Origin of the sequence: Sphingorhabdus lacus (genome assembly GCF_009768975.1) — a bacterium.
Taxonomy (GTDB): Bacteria; Pseudomonadota; Alphaproteobacteria; order Sphingomonadales; family Sphingomonadaceae; genus Sphingorhabdus_B; species Sphingorhabdus_B lacus.
Genome location: NZ_CP035733.1, coordinates 3,296,500 through 3,314,580, shown reverse-complemented (window position 1 = coordinate 3,314,580; position 18,081 = coordinate 3,296,500). Strand labels below are relative to the sequence as shown.

Below are 18,081 nucleotides of genomic sequence, written 5' to 3'. Positions count from 1 at the left end.
TTGGTGCGTAATTTCTCAATTTTCCGGCCTTTTGGCCGAAGGGGGCAAGGTTAGGTATATGACTGGAACGGCGTTGCTCTTCCTTGTCCTTGGCCTCGGGTTGGTCGCGTGGATCGTCGGACGCGCACGCGCCGCGACTTTCGTGCGCGCCGCAAAGGGTGGCCCGCGTGGTCAGGTCAACAGCCTGCCCTCCTATCATGGCTGGTTCGTTGCGGTCTGCGCCGTCGTCCCCGCCGTGCTTTTCATGTTCATCTGGCAATCGGTTTCGCCCGCGCTGGTGACCAATATGGTCCTGTCCGCGCCCGTCGCGTCCGACCTGCCGCAAGACGGATTTTCCAGAGCCGCTATTCTGTCCGAAGCCCGCGCCATCGCGCAGGGGCTGCAGACCACTGCATTTCAGGCGCAGAGCGAAAAGCTGGCGCCGCTCTATAAGGACGCGCTCTCTTACTATAGCTGGATCGGCATGGCCGGTACGCTGGTGCTGCTGTTCGCAGGTGGTGCATTTGCGTTCACCCGCCTGAAGCCCGACTTCCGCGCCCGTAACAAGGTCGAGCGGCTGGTCATGCTCGGTTTGCTGTTCGCATCCTTGCTCGCCATCATCACAACGCTTGGTATCTTTGCGTCGCTGATCTTTGAATCTTACCAGTTTTTCTCGATGGTTTCGCCTTTTGAATTCCTGTTCGGTACCGACTGGAACCCAAAGAGCGTCGTCACCCCCGGCGCGAATAATGGCTATGGCGCCATTCCGCTCTTCTGGGGCACCATCTTCATCGGCGCGATTATCGCGATGCTTGTTGCTATCCCGCTTGGGTTGATGAGCGCGATTTTCCTCACCCAATATGCCTCGACCAATGTGCGCAAATGGATGAAGCCGATCCTCGAAATCCTCGCCGGTGTGCCAACCGTGGTCTATGGCTATTTCGCCGCACTCACCGTCGCCCCTGCGATCCGTGACTTCGCCGTCATGCTGGGCGTCAGCAACGCCGCATCGGACAATGCGCTGGCCGCCGGGATCGTCATGGGTGTGATGATCATTCCACTCGTCTCGTCCATGTCTGACGACAGCATCGCTGCCGTGCCCAATGCAATGCGCGACGGCAGCCTCGCCATGGGCGCAACCAAGAGCGAGACGATCAAGCAAGTCCTTCTTCCCGCTGCGCTGCCCGGTGTGGTCGGCGGCGTCCTGCTTGCGGTCAGCCGTGCGATTGGCGAAACCATGATCGTGGTGATGGCCGCAGGCTACACCGCCAATCTGACCGCCAATCCGTTCGACACGATTACCACGGTCACCGTGCAGATCGTCGCCCTGCTGACCGGCGACCAGGATTTCGGCAGCCCGCACACCCTGGCCGCATTCGCGCTGGGTCTGGCGCTGTTCGTCACCACCTTCTTCCTCAACTATGTCGCTCTGCGCGTGGTCAAACGCTATCGTGAAGCATATGAATAACGCCACCATCGACCCCACCCCCACCGACTGGAACGGCGTCGTGATGCAGAAACGCATTGCGAAGCGCTATGCTGCCGAACGCCGGTTCAAGGCGATGGGCTTTTTTGCGGTTGCCTTGTCGACACTGTTCCTTGCTTTCTTGCTGTTCACCATGTTGGGCCAGGGCCTGCGCGGTTTCCAGCGGACGGAGATTGCCGTCGAATTTGATTTCCCGGCCCTGACTTCGGGCGCGACCGCCGCATCCATTACCGGGCCCAATGCAGACACGACGCTCAACTCGATGGATATTCCCGGCATTGTCGATCTGGCCGTCAGCCAGCAATATGGCGATCAGGGCAGCGAACTTTTGACCTCGGCCGCCGCCGCCAATGTGCGCCAGAAACTGGCTGACAACCCCCAATTGGTAACGGCAAAGCAGACACTCTGGTTGCCCGCCGATTCCCGCCTCGATGTCGCCTACAAACGCGCAGGTGAGGCTGCTGCGGAAAAGACCGTCGCGTCTCTGGAGCAGAAGGATGCGCTGCGCAGCGGGTTCAACTGGACATTCCTGACCGGAGCCGATGCGACCGACCCGTCTGCGGTAGGTATCTGGGCAGCATTCAAGGGGTCGCTGATGACGATGGCGATTACCCTGTTGCTCGCTTTCCCCATTGGCGTGTTCGCGGCGCTCTATCTCGAAGAATATGCGCCGAAGAACAAGCTGACCGACATGATCGAAGTGTCGATCAACAACCTTGCGGCTGTTCCCTCGATCATCTTCGGCCTGCTCGGCCTTGCGGTATTCCTGACGATGTTCGGGATGCCGCGTTCGTCGGCTCTGGTGGGCGGTTTAACCCTTGCGCTGATGACGATGCCGGTCATCGTGATTGCCGGCCGCAATGCCGTCAAATCCGTTCCACCCTCCATCCGCGAAGCTGCGCTCGGCATTGGTGCATCGCCAGTACAGGTGGTGTTCCACCATGTGCTGCCGCTCGCCCTGCCCGGCATTTTGACCGGCACGATTATCGGCATGGCACGTGCGCTGGGTGAAACCGCACCGTTGCTGATGATCGGTATGCGCGCCTTCATTCCCTCGGCACCGCAAGGTTTCACCGACGCGGCCACCGCATTACCGGTGCAGATCTATCTCTGGTCGGATGAAGTGAACCAGGGCTTTGTCGAAAAAACCAGTGCCGCGATCATCGTGCTTCTGATATTCCTGCTGGGGATGAACGCCCTCGCTATTTACTTGCGCAACCGTTTCGAAACGCGCTGGTAGCAGATAAGAAAAGGACGCCATTGTGGCCGAAACAACCGCCAACCCGAAAATATCGACCCGCAACGTCAACGTCTATTATGGCGAGAAGAAAGCGATCGATAATGTATCGATCGACGTCGATATGGACAATGTCACGGCCTTTATCGGTCCGTCGGGCTGCGGCAAGTCGACCTTTTTGCGGTCACTGAACCGCATGAACGACACCATCGTCGGCGCGCGGGTCGAAGGAAATATCTTCCTCGACGGTCAGGATATCTACGCCTCGTCCATGGACGTTGTTCAGTTGCGCGCACGTGTGGGGATGGTGTTCCAGAAACCCAATCCCTTCCCCAAATCCATCTACGACAATGTGGCCTATGGCCCGCGCATCCACGGCCTTGCCGCCGGGAAAGCAGAACTGGACCAGATTGTCGAAAGCGCGCTGACCCGTGCGGGCCTATGGGGCGAAGTAAAGGATCGCCTGAGCGACAGCGGCACCGCCCTGTCGGGCGGGCAACAGCAGCGTCTGTGCATCGCACGTGCCATTGCCGTTGATCCCGAAGTTATCCTGATGGACGAACCATGCTCCGCACTCGACCCGATTGCGACGGCGCGTATCGAAGAATTGATCCACGACCTGCGCGGCAAATATGCTATCATCATCGTGACCCACAATATGCAGCAGGCCGCACGTGTGTCGCAGCGGACGGCGTTTTTCCATCTCGGCAATTTGATCGAATTTGGCGAAACGTCCGAAATATTCACCAATCCGCGCGAAGATCGTACTAAGGACTATATTACCGGCCGTTACGGCTAAAGGATTGCAGATATGAGCACTGGCACGAAGCACACTGTTACCGCCTTTGACGATGATATGGACGAAATCCGCGGCCTGATCGCGGAAATGGGCGCGCGCGCCGAGTCCGCTGTAAAGGCAGCCATGAAGGCCTTGAGCGAACATGATATTGAATTGGCCGCCGCTACGCGCGCCGAAGACAAGGTTATTGACACGCTTGAAACCGAAGTTGAAAAACTGGTCGTCCGGACAATCGCCCTTCGCGCCCCGATGGCAGACGATTTGCGCGAGCTGATTGCCGCACTGAAAATGTCGGCAGTGATCGAACGGATCGGCGACTATGCGAAAAACATCGCCAAGCGCGTGCCGCAGATGGAAGCGAAATCGAGCCTGGCCGCCAATGAACAGCTTGTTCGCATGGGCGATATCGTGGTCGAAATGATCCGCACCGCGATGGACGCTTATGCCAAACGCGACATCGATCTGGCCCGCACCGTGACCGCGCGCGACGACGATGTCGACCAGTTGAACAAGGACCTGTTTGTCGACTTCGTTGCCTATGTAGCGAAAAATCCGAAAACAGCGACCGAAGTTGCACATATGTTGTTCACCGCCAAAAATCTGGAACGGATTGGCGACCACACAACAACTGTGGCGCAGATGATTTACTTTACTGAAACCGGCGAAAATCTGCCCGACGCCTGATTGGAAGAGAGCGATATGCCCAAGGCACAACTGCTATTGGTTGAAGATGACAGTGCACTGGCCGAACTGGTCCGCTGGCATTTCGAACGTGAGGAATTTGACGTTCGCCATACCGGCGACGGCGAAGAAGCACTGCTGATGGCGCGCGAACATGCGCCGGATCTGGTGCTGCTGGACTGGATGCTCGAAAATTTGTCGGGTATCGAAGTGTGCCGCCAACTTCGCAAGACCGACAACACCGCCAATGTCCCCATCATCATGCTGACGGCACGCGGCGAAGAGGATGACCGCATCCGCGGGCTGGAAATCGGCGCCGATGATTATGTCACCAAACCGTTCAGCCCGCGCGAGCTGGTTGCCCGTGCCAAAGCCGTGCTGCGTCGTGTGCGCCCCGCGCTCGCTGGGGAATCGCTGCGCTTCGGTGATGTGGAAATGGACACGGTCGCGCACAAGGTAAAGCGCGGCAACAAGCAGGTTCCGCTGGGCCCGACCGAATACCGGCTGCTCAAGCATTTCCTGGAATATCCAGGCCATGTCTTTTCCCGTGAACGTCTGCTCGACAGCGTCTGGGGACATGACAGCGATATCGAAATCCGCACCGTCGACGTCCATATCCGCCGCCTGCGCAAAGCCCTCAACGAAGGCTTTGACAGCGACATCATCCGCACGGTGCGGTCGGCCGGCTATTCCCTGGACCAGGACGCGGTTTAAACCCGCGCCCCTTTAAAACTCGATCTGCATCCGGGCGGCGAGAACGTCGACCGAATAATCACGTTCGTCGACGGGAAGGGTGGACAGCGGATCCACAGTCGCGGCAAGCGGTCCACCTTCGACATTAACGCGGCCATAGTTCAGCATGAAACGCAGATAGTCGACGGGATACCAGTTTATTCCGAGCAAATAGCTGGTCTGCGTGCCGCCACGGCCGAGGCGGCTGTTCAGGGCAGCAAGCGATGTGGTGCCCGTGGCGAAATTATTTGTCACGCCATTTTTCAACGCATCATCGTCGAGATCGAGATAATCGAAACGGGCTGCAATCTGGAATGCACCCATGCCACCCTTGGTGATCGGGTTTTTCACCTTGGGCCGGCTCCACACACCAAGCTTGTTGTTATAGCCGCGGGTTTCGCCGGTCAGGAATGTGCCGACTTCGGCAAAGGCGCCAAAAAAGCCGGGATTTTCGGTGGGTACGACGGCAACATTACCGCCGGAAAACACATCAAGGCCCGTCGCGACATCGCCTGCGTCATAGGCATTGGTTTTCAACCATTGCGCTTCGCCGCTGATGTAGAATTGCTTGAAAATCGCAGCAGCTTCGAGGCCGATGATCTGGTCGCTCTTGGCGGCAAAACTACCCGTGTCGACAAAGCGGATATCGGTCAACTGGCTGCCCGGGCGTGCGCGGTACCGCGCCAGCTGGTTTGTCGATGGCGACAAGAGAGATGCCGATGTTGCGCCTGCATTGTTCGAAGAAAAGCTGCGATATTGGTAGGTCGCACCAAGATGCAACTGCGTATCGCCAATTTTGGGGGTAAAGTGAACGCGGGTGGCGCCAATCCAGCCGTCATTATCCAGACTGCTGTCGATGGCATGGCCCGCAAACAGACCTGCTTCGACAAAGAAGTCATTGCTCTTGTTATGCCACGCCACGGCAGCGCCCAACCGGCGTGCGTTGATGAAAGCATCGTTGAAGCTGTTGCGCTCAATGAAGGTCACATTGTTGGAACTGGAAATCTGCTCCATGCTGTTCAGCGTTTCAAAATTGCCGACGCGCACCGAAACAGGTGCATTTGCCGGATTATAGGTCAACCAGACATCGCCAAAGGCCACACCGCTATTCGCAAAGTCGGCTTCCACCTTATAACCCAGATTCCCGGGGATGGTCCCCTCCATACCCAGACGGACACGGCGGACGCGCGTGGCAAATCCGAGATTCCGGCTTTCAAGCGCGCCAGGCTCGCTTACGGCACCGGCGTCAAAATGGATCCTTCCGCGTGGCTTGAAGGTCCAGCCGCCCTCGGCGCTGGTTTCCGGGGCGCCCTTCCACTTCACTTCGGCAACGGGTTTTTTCTGCACCGCGTCGACTTTAGCCGCAATCGCCGCCAACTGCTCTTTCAACGCAGCGACTTCAGCACGCAAAGCCTCGACTTCCGACGCATTGTCCTGCGCATGCACCGGAGCCGCAGCTAGTGCGGCTGAAATCAGTGCGGTGCTTGCCAGCCAATGTGATGCAGTCATCTTAAATTCCCTCGATCCGAATTAGGTGTGACGCCTAGACAACAATTATATGACTTTAGAGTGACTCAAAAATTTCTGTTTTGTGACAGTCCACAGTTGATTTGCTTTACGCTTGCGTAAACCTAACCTTCATGCCAAGGCATGCGCCGCATTGGCGTGCTTCGTCCGCCACATATCTATGGAGACAAAAAATGACCATCAGCTTTAAAGACAAAGTCGCTATTGTGACCGGTGCAGGCGGCGGACTGGGTAAGGCCTATGCTCTGGAACTGGCCAAGCGCGGTGCCAAGGTGGTCGTAAACGATCTGGGCGGTGCACGTGACGGCACCGGCACGTCCGACGCGGCGGCGCAGGTTGTTGAAGAAATCAAGGCTGCTGGCGGCGAAGCCATGGCCAATGGCGGCAGCGTCACCGAATTTGAACAAATGGTCGAAATGGTTGCCAAGGCAAAGGAAGCCTGGGGCGGCATCCATATCCTGATCAACAATGCCGGCATCCTGCGCGACAAGAGCTTCGCCAAGATGGACATGCCCGATTTCAATCTGGTGCTTCAGGTCCATGTGATGGGCTCGGCCAATTGCACAAAGGCTGTTTGGGACACGATGCGTGAGCAAGCCTATGGCCGCATCTTGATGACCACCTCTTCAACCGGCCTTTATGGCAACTTCGGCCAAGCCAATTATGGCGCCGCCAAACTGGGCCTCGCCGGTTTGACCAAGACCCTGCACCTCGAAGGCGCGAAATATAATGTCCGCGTCAACTCGATCGCTCCTGTCGCCGGTACGCGCATGACCGAAGACATTTTCCCCGAAGGCCTGTTCGCACAGTTCACCCCCGAAAATGTCGTCCCCGCCGCGCTCTATCTCGTCAGCGAAGATGCGCCAACCAACATGATCATCGGTGCAGGCGGCGGTGGTTACCATGCCGCTTATGTCACCATGACCCCCGGCGCCGCACTTCATCAGGAAGATCGCACCGTCGAAGGCTTTGCCGCCGCATGGGACAAGATCATCGACCGCACCGGCGAAACCGTCCCGCAATCGGGCGGCGAACAGTCGATGGCCGTCATGAAGGCGTTGCAAGCGCTGGGTTGAACATAGGCATATTGACACATCTCTCGGGGCAGCCCACTCCTCACATATGTGAGCGGGGGCCTCGAGAATGTATACCGAAGCAGATCTGCAATCGGCCGTAAAAGCGGGCGTAATCGAACCGTCGGCAGCCGACGCCTTGCGTGGCTTTGTTGCAAACAATAAGTCTTCACCGGCGACGAGTGAAGAAAATTTCCGGCTCGTTACCGGCTTCAACGACATATTCGTAACGATTGCCGTTATCATCATGCTGTTCGCCATGTGGTGGATCGGCGAAAGCTTCCAAGATGATGTGCACAACTACTCGGGCGGTAACTTGTCGAGTGAAACATATTCTTCTGGGCGCTACAAGGCGTTGGGCGGCTTTTTCTGCGCAGCAACGGCTTGGTTTCTTGCCGAATATTTTGTCCGCGTACGCCGCATGGCTCTACCGAGCATCGTTTTGCTTCTGGCGCTGGTAATTGGTGTTTTTTTTGGAACGAGTTTTTACTTTTGGGACTTGGACTACACGCAATATGGTCGTGTGAGTTGGTGGAATGACGGGCCAGGTATTCGACCTAAGCTCGAAGCACAGACCATCCGGGAGAATGGCGGTTACGCGTTATCTGCTCTCTTCTCCTCAATGGTGGCAGCCTCATTCTGGTTCCGCATGCGAGCCCCGATCGCAATTGCCGCAGCAACGGGTATGGCTGCCTTGACCATTCTCTTCGGTATTTTTTACTTCACCGGCACGACGGCGTTTCTGGCAATCATGCCACTCATCCTCACGCTTTGTTGCGGCATCACCGTCTTCGGGTTTGCGATGTGGTGGGATGTATCCGACACCAGCCGCACCACGCAGCGGAGCGATATTGCCTTCTGGTTGCACATGCTGGCTGCACCAATGATTGCACATGCGCTTTTCGGTCTGATCGGAGTCAGCGATGGAGGCCGGATTTCAACGGCAGCCGTGATATTGGTGCTGGCGCTGTATACGCTGTTTGCAACCATTGCGATCATCGTAGACAGGCGCGCCCTTTTGGTATCCGCGCTGGCCTATGTTTTGATTGCCATGACCGCCTTGTTCCGCAACTTCGGTGTGATCGAATTGGGCGTGGCCTTTACGGCCTTCATCATCGGCTCGGCTTTGCTTCTGCTGTCGGCATTCTGGCCTATAATCCGACGCTCTATTATGAAGTTGTTGCCGGACGGTATTAGCTCCCGCCTGCCCAAGGCAGCGTGACAGGGCTGTTTAGCCGGCCACCAACTTCATCAACTTGCGCTCGACAGGGGCCAAAACCGGCCCCAGTTCGTGGCCGCGTTTCAGCACGGCTCCGCCTTCGCCGACCAACACCCATTGGCCTTGTTTGTTGCGCAGCTCGGGGCGCTTTTCGATGCGGTATTCGGGGCGTTCGGTTGCGCGGCGGAAGGCGCTGAAGATCGCGGCATCGCGGCCCAGGTCAATGGCGTAATCACGCCAGTTGCCCGCCGCGACCATGCGGCCATAGAGGTTCAGTATCTGGGTAAGCTCGGCGCGGTCGAAGCCAACCTGATGGAGGCGGTTAGCAACGGGAAAAGGTGTGATGACCGCGCTCAAGCGCCCTTTGCCTCCTTGGTGGCGCGGCGTTTTGCGGGAACGGGTGCGGCTTGCGCCGCGTCGCGTTCGGCCATCAACTCGGCCACTTTCTTGCGCAGGGTTTCAATCTCGCACTGCATGATTTCCAGGCTTTGCGTCGCCGGATCAAACATTTCGCGGCAGGGCGTGCCATAGGGCATGAAATCCTTGGCGTAGGTTTCGGCCTTCACCAATGTCGACCGTGCCTTTTGCCCGATCATGGTGGCCCCCGCAGGCACATCGTCCGTAACGACAGCGGCGGCACCGATGCGGGCGCGTTCGCCGACGGTGATCGGCCCCAATATCTGCGCGCCCGAACCGATGATGGCATTGTCCAAGATGGTCGGGTGCCGCTTGCCCGCCGCGCCATTGGTCGGGTTGGTCCCGCCCAGCGTGACATTCTGGTACATGGTCACATTATCGCCAATCTCGGCAGTTTCGCCGATGACGCTGAAGCCATGGTCGATGAAAAAATTGCTGCCGATCTTGGCACCAGGATGGATGTCGATGCCCGTCATGAAGCGCGAGAAATGGTTCACCAAACGCGCCAGGAAGAACATTTGCCCCAGAAACAGCCAGTGCGCGACGCGGTGATAGGCGACGGCCCAGACGCCGGGGTACAATAATATTTCCCAGCGCGTGCGTGGCGCGGGATCGCGTACTTTGATCGAGTCCAGATATTCGATGAGATTTGAAATGAACATATGCGTCCCCGCCCTCTACTATCCGGAGCCTTTCGCTAAAGTTAGGCGATATGTTACGCGATTTCCAGTGCTGGAGCCGAAATTGCACCGAAAAAGCTGGTTTAAATCGTTAAAAGCGATTATTGGGCCCGAACTAATCATAAGGTTCGATAAATGAGCACCTATCTCCCTACCCTGAAGCAGCTGCAATATCTGGTCGCACTGCAAGAGCATGGCCATTTCGGCAAGGCGGCCGACTCCTGCTTTGTGACGCAATCGACGCTGTCAGCGGGTATCCGGGAACTTGAGTCCCTTCTCGGCCTGATGCTTGTAGAGCGGACGCGGCGCGTGGTGCGTTTTACGCCGCTGGGCGAAAAGATGGTCGCCAAGGCGCACCGTATCCTTCGCGAGGCGGAGGAGCTGGCCGAAATGGCGCGCTCGGCGGGCAAGCCGCTTGCCGACGACCTGCGGATGAGCGTCATTCCCACGATCGCGCCCTTCCTGCTCCCCAAATTGCTGCCTGCCTTGCGCAAGCAATATCCCGACCTCAAACTCTATCTGCGCGAAGAGGCGAGCGCTGCGGCCGTCGAGGCGCTGCACCATGGTGTGGTCGACTGCGTCCTGATGGCGCTTCCCTTTGCCGCTGGTGATGTGGAAAAAGCCACGCTGTTCGAGGACCGGCTCTTCGTTGCCTTTCCCAAGGACGACCCGCGCGACCCGCCCGAAAGCATCACCCCCGACCTGATCGACGAGAGCAAATTGCTCCTGCTGGTCGACGGCCATTGCCTGAAGGATCACGCGCTGGCGGCATGCAACCGGCCCGAGCTGCGTGCGTCGGCGACGATGCTGGGGACATCGCTGCATACGCTGGTACAGATGGTCGACAACGGGCTTGGCCTGACGCTGATACCCGAGATGGCGGTCGATTCCGGCCTGCTCCACGGCACTGATGTGCAGGCCCGGCCATTGAATGCCGAGCATGCGACCCGCGAAATCGCACTGGTCTGGCGGACCAACAGCCCGCGGCGTGAAGAATTCGAGATGCTTGCCTCGGCCTTGCGGGCCTTGCGCAAAAATTAGGCCGACGCACTCGGGCGCGCGGACACGCGTTCATGCCAGGCCTTCAGCGCTTTGGCCTCATCCGGGATCGGCACGCCGATAAACAGCCCGAAATCCAGCGTGCTCAGCAACGCGATATCCGCCATCGAGTAGGAGTCACCTGCCAGAAAGGCGTTTTTGCGCAGCACAGTGTCAAACACCATCATCGCCGCATGCGCCAGCGGACGGTTGCTTTCGCCAAATTCCGTATATTGCTGCTTCACCACGCGCGCAGTCAGCGGGTGCGTGTGTATCCAGATATTGCGGATCGCCGCGCCATAGGTCAGCTCAACCCGGCGCGTCCACATTTCGATTTCCGCCACATCCGCCGGATCGCGGCCAAACAGGGGCGGTTCGGGATGCAAGGCTTCGAAATAGCGGCAGATCGCAATGGTCTCGCCAATCATCCGCCCATCATCCAGTTCGAGCACAGGAAGCTGTCCGGCTGGATATTTAGCCACAAACTCCGGTGCCTTATGCTCGCCCGCCAGGATGGAGAGCGATTGCGTCGGGACCGTCAGCCCCTTTTCCGCCAGATAGATCCGCACACGGCGCGGATTGGGCGCTGGCATCGGGGCGTCGTATAACAGCATCAGTCTCTCCATTTCTCGGCACGGGCATCATCTGTGCCCTTGGCCTCAACCCACAGCGCACTGCCATCGCTGCGATGTTCTTTTTTCCAGAAGGCGGCGTCGGTTTTCAACCGGTCGATCAGAAAGGCGCAGGCGTCGAGTGCTTCGGCGCGATGGCCAGCCGCTGTGGCAACGACCACGACCTGCTCCCCCACCGCAATCTTGCCGACACGGTGGATCACGACGCAGCCGAGCAGAGACCAGCGCGCCATGGCCTGGTCGGCAAGGGCGTTCAAATTCTGCTCGGTCATGCCGGGATAATGTTCAAGCTCCAGCGCGACGACACCGGAATCCGCCCGCGCAATGCCCGTAAAGCTGGCAATGGCGCCACCGCCCAGATTCTCCAACGGTTCCAGCGCGCGTGCCGTGCTGATCGGATTTGCGCTGATAGTGACCTGCTTCATCCCCCGGTAACCGGCGGGAAAATCGCCAACTCTTCATGGCCCGCAAGCGCAGTATCGGCGGCGACCATCTGTTGGTCGAGAGCGAAACGCAACCGCGCCGGTTCGGCAAAGGCCGCCGCATAACGGGCGTCACATGACTCGAGCCAGGCGATGCAATCCTGCACCGTACGCACCTCTGCAGGGACGGCGCGCTCCTCGCTGTCCATACCGACAGCTTCGCGCACCCGGGCGAAATAGACGAACCGCATGGCGCTCAATCCATATGCTTGATGCCGACGCGCAAATAGTCCCAGCCGGTGATCATGGTCAAAATCGCGGCGATCCAGAGCAGCGCCAGCGCAGCCTGTTTCAGCAGCGCCCAATCGGGCAGCGCCCCTGCCAATATGATCCCGCCCAGCGACACCAGTTGGAACGTCGTCTTCCATTTGGCGAGTTTGGACACCGGCACCGAAACCTGCAACCCGGCAAGAAATTCACGCAGGCCCGACACGATCATTTCGCGCAGCAGGATGATGAGCGCGGCAATGACATGCCAGCCGTCAACATCCCGGGTGAACACGACCATCAAAATGACCGCCGCGACCATGATCTTGTCCGCGATCGGATCGAGGAACACGCCCAGCTTCGACACTGTCCCCTGCGCACGCGCCAGATAGCCGTCGAAATAGTCGGTGATGCCCATCAGGCAGTAGAGGACGAACGCAAAGGCGTAATCGAGCGGCACTGGCTGCGTCCCCAGATGCTTGGCCCCCGGCCACAGCAGGAACACCAATATGGGCACAGCCAATATGCGGGAAAGGGTCAGGATGTTGGGCAAGCTCAGCATGGGATACCGATAGCCTCCTATTATTGCAAAATCACGCGGCGATTTCGCTTCATCGACAAAAGCGCTTTGCCCTGCCCGATCCGGCGGCTAAGGCACCTCAAACGAAGAGAGGTTTTCGCAAATTATGTCGACATCCATGTCGTTGCTGAAACAGCGACGGTTCCTGCCGCTATTCGTGACCCAATTGCTGGGCGCTTTTAACGACAATCTGTTCAAAAACGCGATGGTGCTGTTCGTCGTCTATGGCGTCTATAATGACGAAAAGGCCGAAGCCTTATTCAGCGCGGTTGCGACCGCCGTCTTCATCCTTCCCTTTTTCCTGATGTCCGCGCTTGCCGGACAATTGGCCGATACGCGCGACAAGGCGCAGATCATCCGGATCGTGAAATTTTGCGAAATCCTGATCATGATCGTTGGCGGCATTGGTCTGGTCATGGCGTGGCTCGGCTTTGCCGTTAGCCTGATCGCCATACCGCTGATGATGCTCGCATTGTTCGCCATGGGCATTCACTCGACCTTTTTCGGCCCTATCAAATATGCGATTTTGCCGCAGCATCTGAAGGAAGACGAAGTGCTTGGCGGCACGGGTCTGGTGGAGGCCGGGACCTATATCGCCATTCTGCTCGGCACCATATTGGCGGGTATCATTGATGTGGAATGGGCTGCGCTTGGCGTCGTCATCACTGCCATCATCGGCTATTTCACCGGACGGCAGGTCCCTCCTGCACCTCCCGAACATGAAGAAACCGGCTTGGACTGGCATATCCTGCGTTCTTCGATCAATCTCGTCAAAAGCACGATGCACATCCGCAAGCTCTATCTGGCGATTGCCTCGATCAGCTTTTTCTGGACCATCGGCGCTGTTCTTTTCATCCAGTTTCCACCGCTCGCCAAAAATGTGCTGGGAGCGGACAAGGAAGTTGCCAGCCTGTTTCTGGCCATTTTCTCCATCGGCATTGCCATCGGTTCGGTTGCCATCAACCGTATGCTGAAGGGTCAGGTATCGGCCCGCTACGCACCGGCCTGCGTGCTGGTCATGGCACTGTTCGTCGTCGCCTTTTTCCTCGTGTGCCGGAACTGGCACGTCATAGGCGAAGGCGAGTTGTATAATATCACGGGCTTCGTCGCCCATCCCGACGCCATCCCCCTTCTGCTCTCGCTTCTGGGCATCGCGATTTCGGGCGGGATGTTCGTGGTGCCGCTCTACGCCTTTTTGACGACCACGGTGCCCAAGGATCAGACGGCGCGGACGGTGGCCGCCAACAATATCGTCAACTCAGGGGCGATGGTGATCGGGTCGCTCATCGCGCTGGGGCTAAGCGCCGCCGGTGTTACGATCGTGAACCAGTTATTGCTGGGCGCGGCCATGTGTCTTGTCTCCGCCTGGCTGGCGCAGCAACTGCACAAGGCGTGCGATTAAAAGACAAGAATTTTTCGGTTTCCCGTCACCCTGAACTTGTTTCAGGGTCCATTTTTCCCCGTCGCATTACTAAGACCCTGAAACAAGTTCAGGGTGACGGGGTATGTGTGAATGGGCCAATTTTAACCAACGCGAATTTTGCGCTCTTTGCGTAAACCGAAACCGGCAAACCGGTTCAGAATATAAAGCTGCTGATCGCCACGAAGAAGGCGCTGAAGCTCAGCATGAACAGATGCGTGTCTTCTTTCCGCCACCAGCGTGAAGGCTGCGGCATAGCAAGCGTGGCATCAAGGACGGGCGGCGGCAGCATCCGGCGGAAGGGATGGCGGGCGGCTTCGTTGCGACAGACGAGTTTTCTTTTCAACATGGTGAGACGTTAACGTTTTGTTAGGGATTATGGCCATGCGCAAAAATGGTTAATGTGCGTGCCTTGAGGCATTGTCCCGAACTGTTACACTCCTTACTGTCCCGTTAACCATGGTCACCCGCCGTGCGCGGTCGAACGACGAAAGAGAGACCCCCGATGATCGTTAAAAAGGCATATTTCGAACAGACCGGCGGCCCCGAAGTCATCCAATGGGCCGAAGCCGAACTGCCTCCGCCCGGTCCCGGCGAAGTGCGGATGCGCAACACGGTGGTTGGCCTCAACTATATCGACACCTACCATCGCAGCGGTCTCTACCCCGTGCCCCTACCCTCGGGCCTTGGCGTTGAGGCGGCGGGTGTGGTCGAGGCACTCGGCGACGGTGTCGACGCACTGCAGGTCGGTGACCGCGTGGCGACCTTTGGCCCTGCGCTTGGCGCCTATGCCACCGCCCGCAATATCCCGGCTAGCGCACTGTTTGCCCTGACGGACGATATCGATGACGCGCTTGCCGCCGCCGGCCTGCTGAAGGGCTGCACCACCGAATTTCTGGTGGAACGATGCGCCCGGGTGCAGCCGGGCTGGGATGTGGTCGTCCATGCGGCCGCGGGCGGTGTCGGTCTGCTGCTCGTCCAATGGCTCAAGCATGTCGGCGCACGGGTCATCGGCACCGTCAGCACCGAAGAGAAAGCTGATCTGGCCCGGGCAGCCGGAGCGGACCATGTCATTCTTTACGGTACCGAAGATGTTGCGCAGCAGGTGCGGGCCCTAACCGACGGCAAGGGCGCGGAAGTGTGTTTTGATGGCGTGGGGCAGGCGACATGGAATGCGTCGCTCGATTCCACCGCGCGGCGCGGCATGATTGCGAGCTATGGCAATGCGAGCGGCGCGGTCAACGGCATCAATTTAGGGATATTGGCGGCAAAAGGTTCGCTCTTTTTGACCCGCCCAACCCTGTTCGACTATTACAAACAGGCCGACGAACGGGCCGCAGGCGCGCAGCGTGTATTTGCGCTCTTGCGTCAGGGTACGCTCAAAATGACCGTGGGTCAGCGCTACCCTCTTGAAGAAGCCGCCCAGGCACATCGCGATCTGGAGGCACGGCAAACGACGGGGTCAACGGTGCTGCTCCCCTAAGGTCGGGCCGGTTAAAAAAACCGGTTTCAAATATGCGTAAAAACCTATCTATAATGTAGAGAGGGACGGGTCATCATAGCGCCAGTTTTCTGGCCATGATGCGTAATTTGGTGGGGAGGTTACCTATGCATATTCAGGGGAAAACCGCGCTAGTAACAGGCGGCACGGACGGAATCGGGCTCGAAATAGCGCGGCTTTTGCAGCGCAAGGGGGCGACAGTCATCGTCTGCAGCCGGCGCGAGGAATTGCTCGCCTCTGCCCGAAATGAGGGTTTCGAGGCGATACAAGCCGATCTGTCGAATGCAGCCGGATGTCTTGATCTGGTCAAGGCGCTCGGTGAACGCCCGCTCGACATATTAGTGAACAATGCGGGGATGAGCGGGAATTTCGGCCCCGGCGAGCCTTTGGATCTTGCGCTGACCGACCGCGCCTTTTTCCTCAATCTGAACGCGCCGATCCATTTGATCGGCCACTTGCTACCCGGTCTGTTGGCCCGGCCCGAAGCGACGATTGTCAACGTTACCTCCGGCCTTGCCATTGCCCCGCGTGCAGGTGGCCCCGTCTATTGCGCCAGCAAGGCGGGCCTGCGCAGCTTTACGCAGGCGCTGCGGTATAATTTGCGGGAATCCAACGTCCATGTGATCGAGGCGCTGCCGCCTGTGGTCGATACCGCGATGACACGCGGGCGGCTCGGCGGAAACAAAATGTCAGCGCCCGATTGCGCGGCACAGATTGTCGATGCCATCGAAAGCAACAGCGCAGAAGCCAATGTCGGTATGGTTAAGCTGTTGAAGATGGTCTATTCCATCTCGCCCGCGCTGGCGCGGCGGGTGATGATCAAATTTTGAAGGTCAGCATTCCACAACATTGACGGCAAGCCCGCCAAGGCTGGTTTCCTTATATTTGGAACGCATGTCCTCGCCGGTCTGGCGCATGGTTTCGATAACGGCGTCGAGGCTCACGATATGCGCGCCGTCGCCCTGGAGCGCCAGATAGGCCGCGTTGATCGCCTTGATCGCGCCCATCGTGTTACGCTCGATGCAGGGGATTTGCACAAGCCCGCCAATGGGATCGCAGGTCAGGCCCAGATTATGCTCCATGCCGATTTCTGCGGCATTTTCGACTTGGGCATTTGTCCCGCCCAATGCCGCCGCGAGCCCCGCCGCCGCAATGGAACAGGCGACGCCGACTTCCCCCTGACAGCCCATTTCCGCCGCCGAGATTGATGCGTTGGTCTTGTAGAGAAAGCCGATGGCAGTGGCCGTTGTCAGCAGCAGACGACTGCCCTCCGGCGTCGGATTGGCGGTGAAGACTTCATAATATTTCAGCACGGCCGGGATTACGCCCGCCGCGCCATTGGTGGGCGCGGTCACAACGCGGCCTCCGGCTGCATTTTCCTCATTCACGGCCAGCGCCCACAGGCTGACCCATTCGAACACCGTTGACGGATCGCTGCGCGGGCCGCGGGCCAACAGCCGGTCGTGCAGGCACTTAGCCCGCCGTTTGACATTGAGGCCGCCGGGCAGAACGCCATCATGCGCCATGCCCCGCGCCACGCAATCGAGCATCGCGGCGCGCACGGCGTCGATGAACGCATGAGTTTCCGTGATGTCGCGCCACGCCGCTTCATTGGCTTCGATGATCGCGCCGAAATTGAGGCCGGTCGCCTCGCCCAGCGCCAGCAGCTCTTCGCCCGAGGCAAATGGATAGGTCAGGGTAAAATTCGCCCGCGCCGCATCGGCCCCCTCACGCGCTATGGCCCCGCCGCCGACCGAGAAATAGGTTTCGCTATAGTCCGATCCATCCCCATAGGTCGCGGTGAACCGCATCGCATTGGCGTGACCCGGCAGAAACTCGCCCTTGCGGAACAGCAGATGGCGCGTTTCAACAAAAGCGATGTCCACCCTGCCCGCCAGCATCAGCCGGTCGGCATGGCGGATATCGGCAACAAGGCCCGCAATCGCGTCGGGGCATACGCCCTCCGGACTGTGCCCGGCCAGCCCCAGCAGAATCGCGGTGTCGGTCGCGTGGCCATGCCCGGTCAGCGCCAGCGAGCCATAAAGCTCACACACCACCTGCCCCACATCCGGTCGCTCTAGCGCCCGTTCCGCAAAATCCCGCGCCGCACGCATCGGCCCCACGGTATGCGAACTCGATGGCCCGATACCGATGGTGAACAAATCCGTGATGCTGAAATGCTGGGCCATCTGACGCTACGGCATGTAGAGCAGATGGTTGCAATTGCAATTATAAATGGTGCCCCCCAAGACGGACGAAGTCCGTCCTTCAGGAACAGCGGGGCGGCATCTGAATGTTGAGAAGATGGTGCCCCAGGCCCGACTCGAACGGGCACTCCTTTCGGAACAGGATTTTGAGTCCAGCGCGTCTACCAATTCCACCACTGGGGCA

The 18,081-nt window shown here is 58.6% G+C and carries 20 protein-coding genes and 1 tRNA gene; 11 read left to right on the top strand and 10 right to left on the bottom strand.

The window, feature by feature from the left end; all coding sequences use genetic code 11:
• Positions 1 to 58: 58 nt before the first annotated feature.
• Genes pstC through phoB form a run of 5 tightly spaced genes read left to right on the top strand, consistent with a single transcriptional unit; the run spans position 59 to position 4,896 of the window.
• Entirely contained in the window at positions 59 to 1,447 is a 1,389-nt protein-coding gene (pstC, locus tag EUU25_RS15890; RefSeq protein WP_158902702.1) for a phosphate ABC transporter permease subunit PstC, read from the top strand.
• On the top strand, positions 1,440 to 2,705 hold the full coding sequence (gene pstA / locus EUU25_RS15885) for a phosphate ABC transporter permease PstA (protein WP_158902699.1): 1,266 nt from the start codon (positions 1,440 to 1,442) through the stop codon (positions 2,703 to 2,705). Before pstC ends, pstA begins: the two co-directional genes overlap by 8 nt.
• A 22-nt stretch (positions 2,706 to 2,727) precedes the next feature.
• Positions 2,728 to 3,501: a phosphate ABC transporter ATP-binding protein PstB gene (gene pstB / locus EUU25_RS15880; RefSeq protein WP_246162787.1), complete on the top strand. Its 774-nt coding sequence runs from the start codon at positions 2,728 to 2,730 to the stop codon at positions 3,499 to 3,501.
• A 12-nt stretch (positions 3,502 to 3,513) separates the two neighbouring features.
• Complete coding sequence (gene phoU, locus EUU25_RS15875; RefSeq protein WP_158902697.1) at positions 3,514 to 4,185, top strand: phosphate signaling complex protein PhoU; 672 nt, start codon at positions 3,514 to 3,516, stop codon at positions 4,183 to 4,185.
• A gap of 15 nt (positions 4,186 to 4,200) precedes the next feature.
• A complete protein-coding gene (gene phoB, locus EUU25_RS15870) occupies positions 4,201 to 4,896 on the top strand; it encodes a phosphate regulon transcriptional regulator PhoB (protein ID WP_143776463.1) in 696 nt (231 codons plus the stop codon).
• Positions 4,897 to 4,908: 12 nt separating this feature from the next.
• Here phoB and EUU25_RS15865 read toward each other — a convergent pair whose 3' ends face one another.
• Complete coding sequence (locus EUU25_RS15865; RefSeq protein ID WP_158902694.1) at positions 4,909 to 6,423, bottom strand: OprO/OprP family phosphate-selective porin; 1,515 nt, start codon at positions 6,421 to 6,423, stop codon at positions 4,909 to 4,911.
• Between the two features lie 191 nt (positions 6,424 to 6,614).
• On the opposite strand from EUU25_RS15865, the gene EUU25_RS15860 reads away from it, so the two are divergent.
• Both EUU25_RS15860 and EUU25_RS15855 read left to right on the top strand, forming a co-directional pair.
• Positions 6,615 to 7,517, top strand: coding sequence for an SDR family NAD(P)-dependent oxidoreductase (locus EUU25_RS15860; protein ID WP_158902691.1), 903 nt, complete (start codon positions 6,615 to 6,617; stop codon positions 7,515 to 7,517).
• A gap of 67 nt (positions 7,518 to 7,584) precedes the next feature.
• On the top strand, positions 7,585 to 8,736 hold the full coding sequence (locus tag EUU25_RS15855) for a hypothetical protein (RefSeq protein ID WP_158902680.1): 1,152 nt from the start codon (positions 7,585 to 7,587) through the stop codon (positions 8,734 to 8,736).
• A gap of 9 nt (positions 8,737 to 8,745) precedes the next feature.
• Here EUU25_RS15855 and EUU25_RS15850 read toward each other — a convergent pair whose 3' ends face one another.
• Both EUU25_RS15850 and epsC read right to left on the bottom strand, forming a co-directional pair.
• Complete coding sequence (locus tag EUU25_RS15850) at positions 8,746 to 9,090, bottom strand: DUF2794 domain-containing protein (protein WP_187351283.1); 345 nt, start codon at positions 9,088 to 9,090, stop codon at positions 8,746 to 8,748.
• Positions 9,087 to 9,812, bottom strand: a complete 726-nt coding sequence (gene epsC / locus EUU25_RS15845) for a serine O-acetyltransferase EpsC (RefSeq protein WP_158902677.1) — start codon at positions 9,810 to 9,812, stop codon at positions 9,087 to 9,089. The genes EUU25_RS15850 and epsC overlap by 4 nt, the downstream gene beginning before the upstream one ends.
• A 153-nt stretch (positions 9,813 to 9,965) precedes the next feature.
• On the opposite strand from epsC, the gene EUU25_RS15840 reads away from it, so the two are divergent.
• Positions 9,966 to 10,871 carry a hydrogen peroxide-inducible genes activator gene (locus EUU25_RS15840; RefSeq protein ID WP_158902674.1) on the top strand — a complete coding sequence of 302 codons (906 nt, stop codon included), beginning with the start codon at positions 9,966 to 9,968 and terminating at the stop codon, positions 10,869 to 10,871.
• On the opposite strand, the gene EUU25_RS15835 is transcribed toward EUU25_RS15840, so the two are convergent.
• From EUU25_RS15835 to pgsA, 4 genes are read right to left on the bottom strand one after another with little or no spacing between them, the layout of a single operon-like run.
• On the bottom strand, positions 10,868 to 11,482 hold the full coding sequence (locus EUU25_RS15835) for a glutathione S-transferase family protein (protein WP_158902671.1): 615 nt from the start codon (positions 11,480 to 11,482) through the stop codon (positions 10,868 to 10,870). The two genes, EUU25_RS15840 and EUU25_RS15835, sit on opposite strands and share 4 nt — an antisense overlap.
• Positions 11,482 to 11,925, bottom strand: coding sequence for a molybdenum cofactor biosynthesis protein MoaE (locus tag EUU25_RS15830; RefSeq protein WP_158902668.1), 444 nt, complete (start codon positions 11,923 to 11,925; stop codon positions 11,482 to 11,484). Before EUU25_RS15830 ends, EUU25_RS15835 begins: the two co-directional genes overlap by 1 nt.
• Positions 11,922 to 12,173, bottom strand: a complete 252-nt coding sequence (gene moaD, locus EUU25_RS15825; RefSeq protein WP_158902666.1) for a molybdopterin converting factor subunit 1 — start codon at positions 12,171 to 12,173, stop codon at positions 11,922 to 11,924. Before moaD ends, EUU25_RS15830 begins: the two co-directional genes overlap by 4 nt.
• 5 nt (positions 12,174 to 12,178) lie before the next feature.
• The gene (gene pgsA, locus EUU25_RS15820) at positions 12,179 to 12,751 is read right to left on the bottom strand and encodes a CDP-diacylglycerol--glycerol-3-phosphate 3-phosphatidyltransferase (RefSeq protein ID WP_158902663.1); all 573 of its coding nucleotides are present in this window, start codon (positions 12,749 to 12,751) and stop codon (positions 12,179 to 12,181) included.
• Between the two features lie 124 nt (positions 12,752 to 12,875).
• On the opposite strand from pgsA, the gene EUU25_RS15815 reads away from it, so the two are divergent.
• Complete coding sequence (locus tag EUU25_RS15815; protein ID WP_158902661.1) at positions 12,876 to 14,171, top strand: MFS transporter; 1,296 nt, start codon at positions 12,876 to 12,878, stop codon at positions 14,169 to 14,171.
• Positions 14,172 to 14,346: 175 nt separating this feature from the next.
• Here EUU25_RS15815 and EUU25_RS15810 read toward each other — a convergent pair whose 3' ends face one another.
• Positions 14,347 to 14,538 carry a hypothetical protein gene (locus tag EUU25_RS15810; RefSeq protein ID WP_158902659.1) on the bottom strand — a complete coding sequence of 64 codons (192 nt, stop codon included), beginning with the start codon at positions 14,536 to 14,538 and terminating at the stop codon, positions 14,347 to 14,349.
• A gap of 156 nt (positions 14,539 to 14,694) precedes the next feature.
• On the opposite strand from EUU25_RS15810, the gene EUU25_RS15805 reads away from it, so the two are divergent.
• Both EUU25_RS15805 and EUU25_RS15800 read left to right on the top strand, forming a co-directional pair.
• Positions 14,695 to 15,672 (top strand): quinone oxidoreductase family protein, encoded by a 978-nt coding sequence (locus EUU25_RS15805; protein WP_158902656.1) that lies wholly within the window; start codon positions 14,695 to 14,697, stop codon positions 15,670 to 15,672.
• 125 nt (positions 15,673 to 15,797) lie between these two features.
• Positions 15,798 to 16,520 (top strand): SDR family NAD(P)-dependent oxidoreductase, encoded by a 723-nt coding sequence (locus EUU25_RS15800; RefSeq protein ID WP_158902653.1) that lies wholly within the window; start codon positions 15,798 to 15,800, stop codon positions 16,518 to 16,520.
• A 3-nt stretch (positions 16,521 to 16,523) separates the two neighbouring features.
• Here EUU25_RS15800 and EUU25_RS15795 read toward each other — a convergent pair whose 3' ends face one another.
• The gene (locus tag EUU25_RS15795; RefSeq protein WP_158902651.1) at positions 16,524 to 17,879 is read right to left on the bottom strand and encodes an L-serine ammonia-lyase; all 1,356 of its coding nucleotides are present in this window, start codon (positions 17,877 to 17,879) and stop codon (positions 16,524 to 16,526) included.
• Positions 17,880 to 17,995: 116 nt separating this feature from the next.
• Positions 17,996 to 18,080, bottom strand: a tRNA-Leu gene (locus tag EUU25_RS15790).
• Position 18,081: the final 1 nt, after the last annotated feature.

Coding starts and splice junctions, on each gene's coding strand:
- pstC (WP_158902702.1), top strand. CDS start 59: ATGACTGGAACGGCGTTGCTCTTCCTTGTCCTTGGCCTCGGGTTGGTC.
- pstA (WP_158902699.1), top strand. CDS start 1,440: ATGAATAACGCCACCATCGACCCCACCCCCACCGACTGGAACGGCGTC.
- phoU (WP_158902697.1), top strand. CDS start 3,514: ATGAGCACTGGCACGAAGCACACTGTTACCGCCTTTGACGATGATATG.
- phoB (WP_143776463.1), top strand. CDS start 4,201: ATGCCCAAGGCACAACTGCTATTGGTTGAAGATGACAGTGCACTGGCC.
- EUU25_RS15865 (WP_158902694.1), bottom strand. CDS start 6,423: ATGACTGCATCACATTGGCTGGCAAGCACCGCACTGATTTCAGCCGCA.
- EUU25_RS15860 (WP_158902691.1), top strand. CDS start 6,615: ATGACCATCAGCTTTAAAGACAAAGTCGCTATTGTGACCGGTGCAGGC.
- EUU25_RS15855 (WP_158902680.1), top strand. CDS start 7,585: ATGTATACCGAAGCAGATCTGCAATCGGCCGTAAAAGCGGGCGTAATC.
- epsC (WP_158902677.1), bottom strand. CDS start 9,812: ATGTTCATTTCAAATCTCATCGAATATCTGGACTCGATCAAAGTACGC.
- EUU25_RS15840 (WP_158902674.1), top strand. CDS start 9,966: ATGAGCACCTATCTCCCTACCCTGAAGCAGCTGCAATATCTGGTCGCA.
- EUU25_RS15835 (WP_158902671.1), bottom strand. CDS start 11,482: ATGCTGTTATACGACGCCCCGATGCCAGCGCCCAATCCGCGCCGTGTG.
- EUU25_RS15830 (WP_158902668.1), bottom strand. CDS start 11,925: ATGAAGCAGGTCACTATCAGCGCAAATCCGATCAGCACGGCACGCGCG.
- moaD (WP_158902666.1), bottom strand. CDS start 12,173: ATGCGGTTCGTCTATTTCGCCCGGGTGCGCGAAGCTGTCGGTATGGAC.
- pgsA (WP_158902663.1), bottom strand. CDS start 12,751: ATGCTGAGCTTGCCCAACATCCTGACCCTTTCCCGCATATTGGCTGTG.
- EUU25_RS15815 (WP_158902661.1), top strand. CDS start 12,876: ATGTCGACATCCATGTCGTTGCTGAAACAGCGACGGTTCCTGCCGCTA.
- EUU25_RS15810 (WP_158902659.1), bottom strand. CDS start 14,538: ATGTTGAAAAGAAAACTCGTCTGTCGCAACGAAGCCGCCCGCCATCCC.
- EUU25_RS15805 (WP_158902656.1), top strand. CDS start 14,695: ATGATCGTTAAAAAGGCATATTTCGAACAGACCGGCGGCCCCGAAGTC.
- EUU25_RS15800 (WP_158902653.1), top strand. CDS start 15,798: ATGCATATTCAGGGGAAAACCGCGCTAGTAACAGGCGGCACGGACGGA.
- EUU25_RS15795 (WP_158902651.1), bottom strand. CDS start 17,879: ATGGCCCAGCATTTCAGCATCACGGATTTGTTCACCATCGGTATCGGG.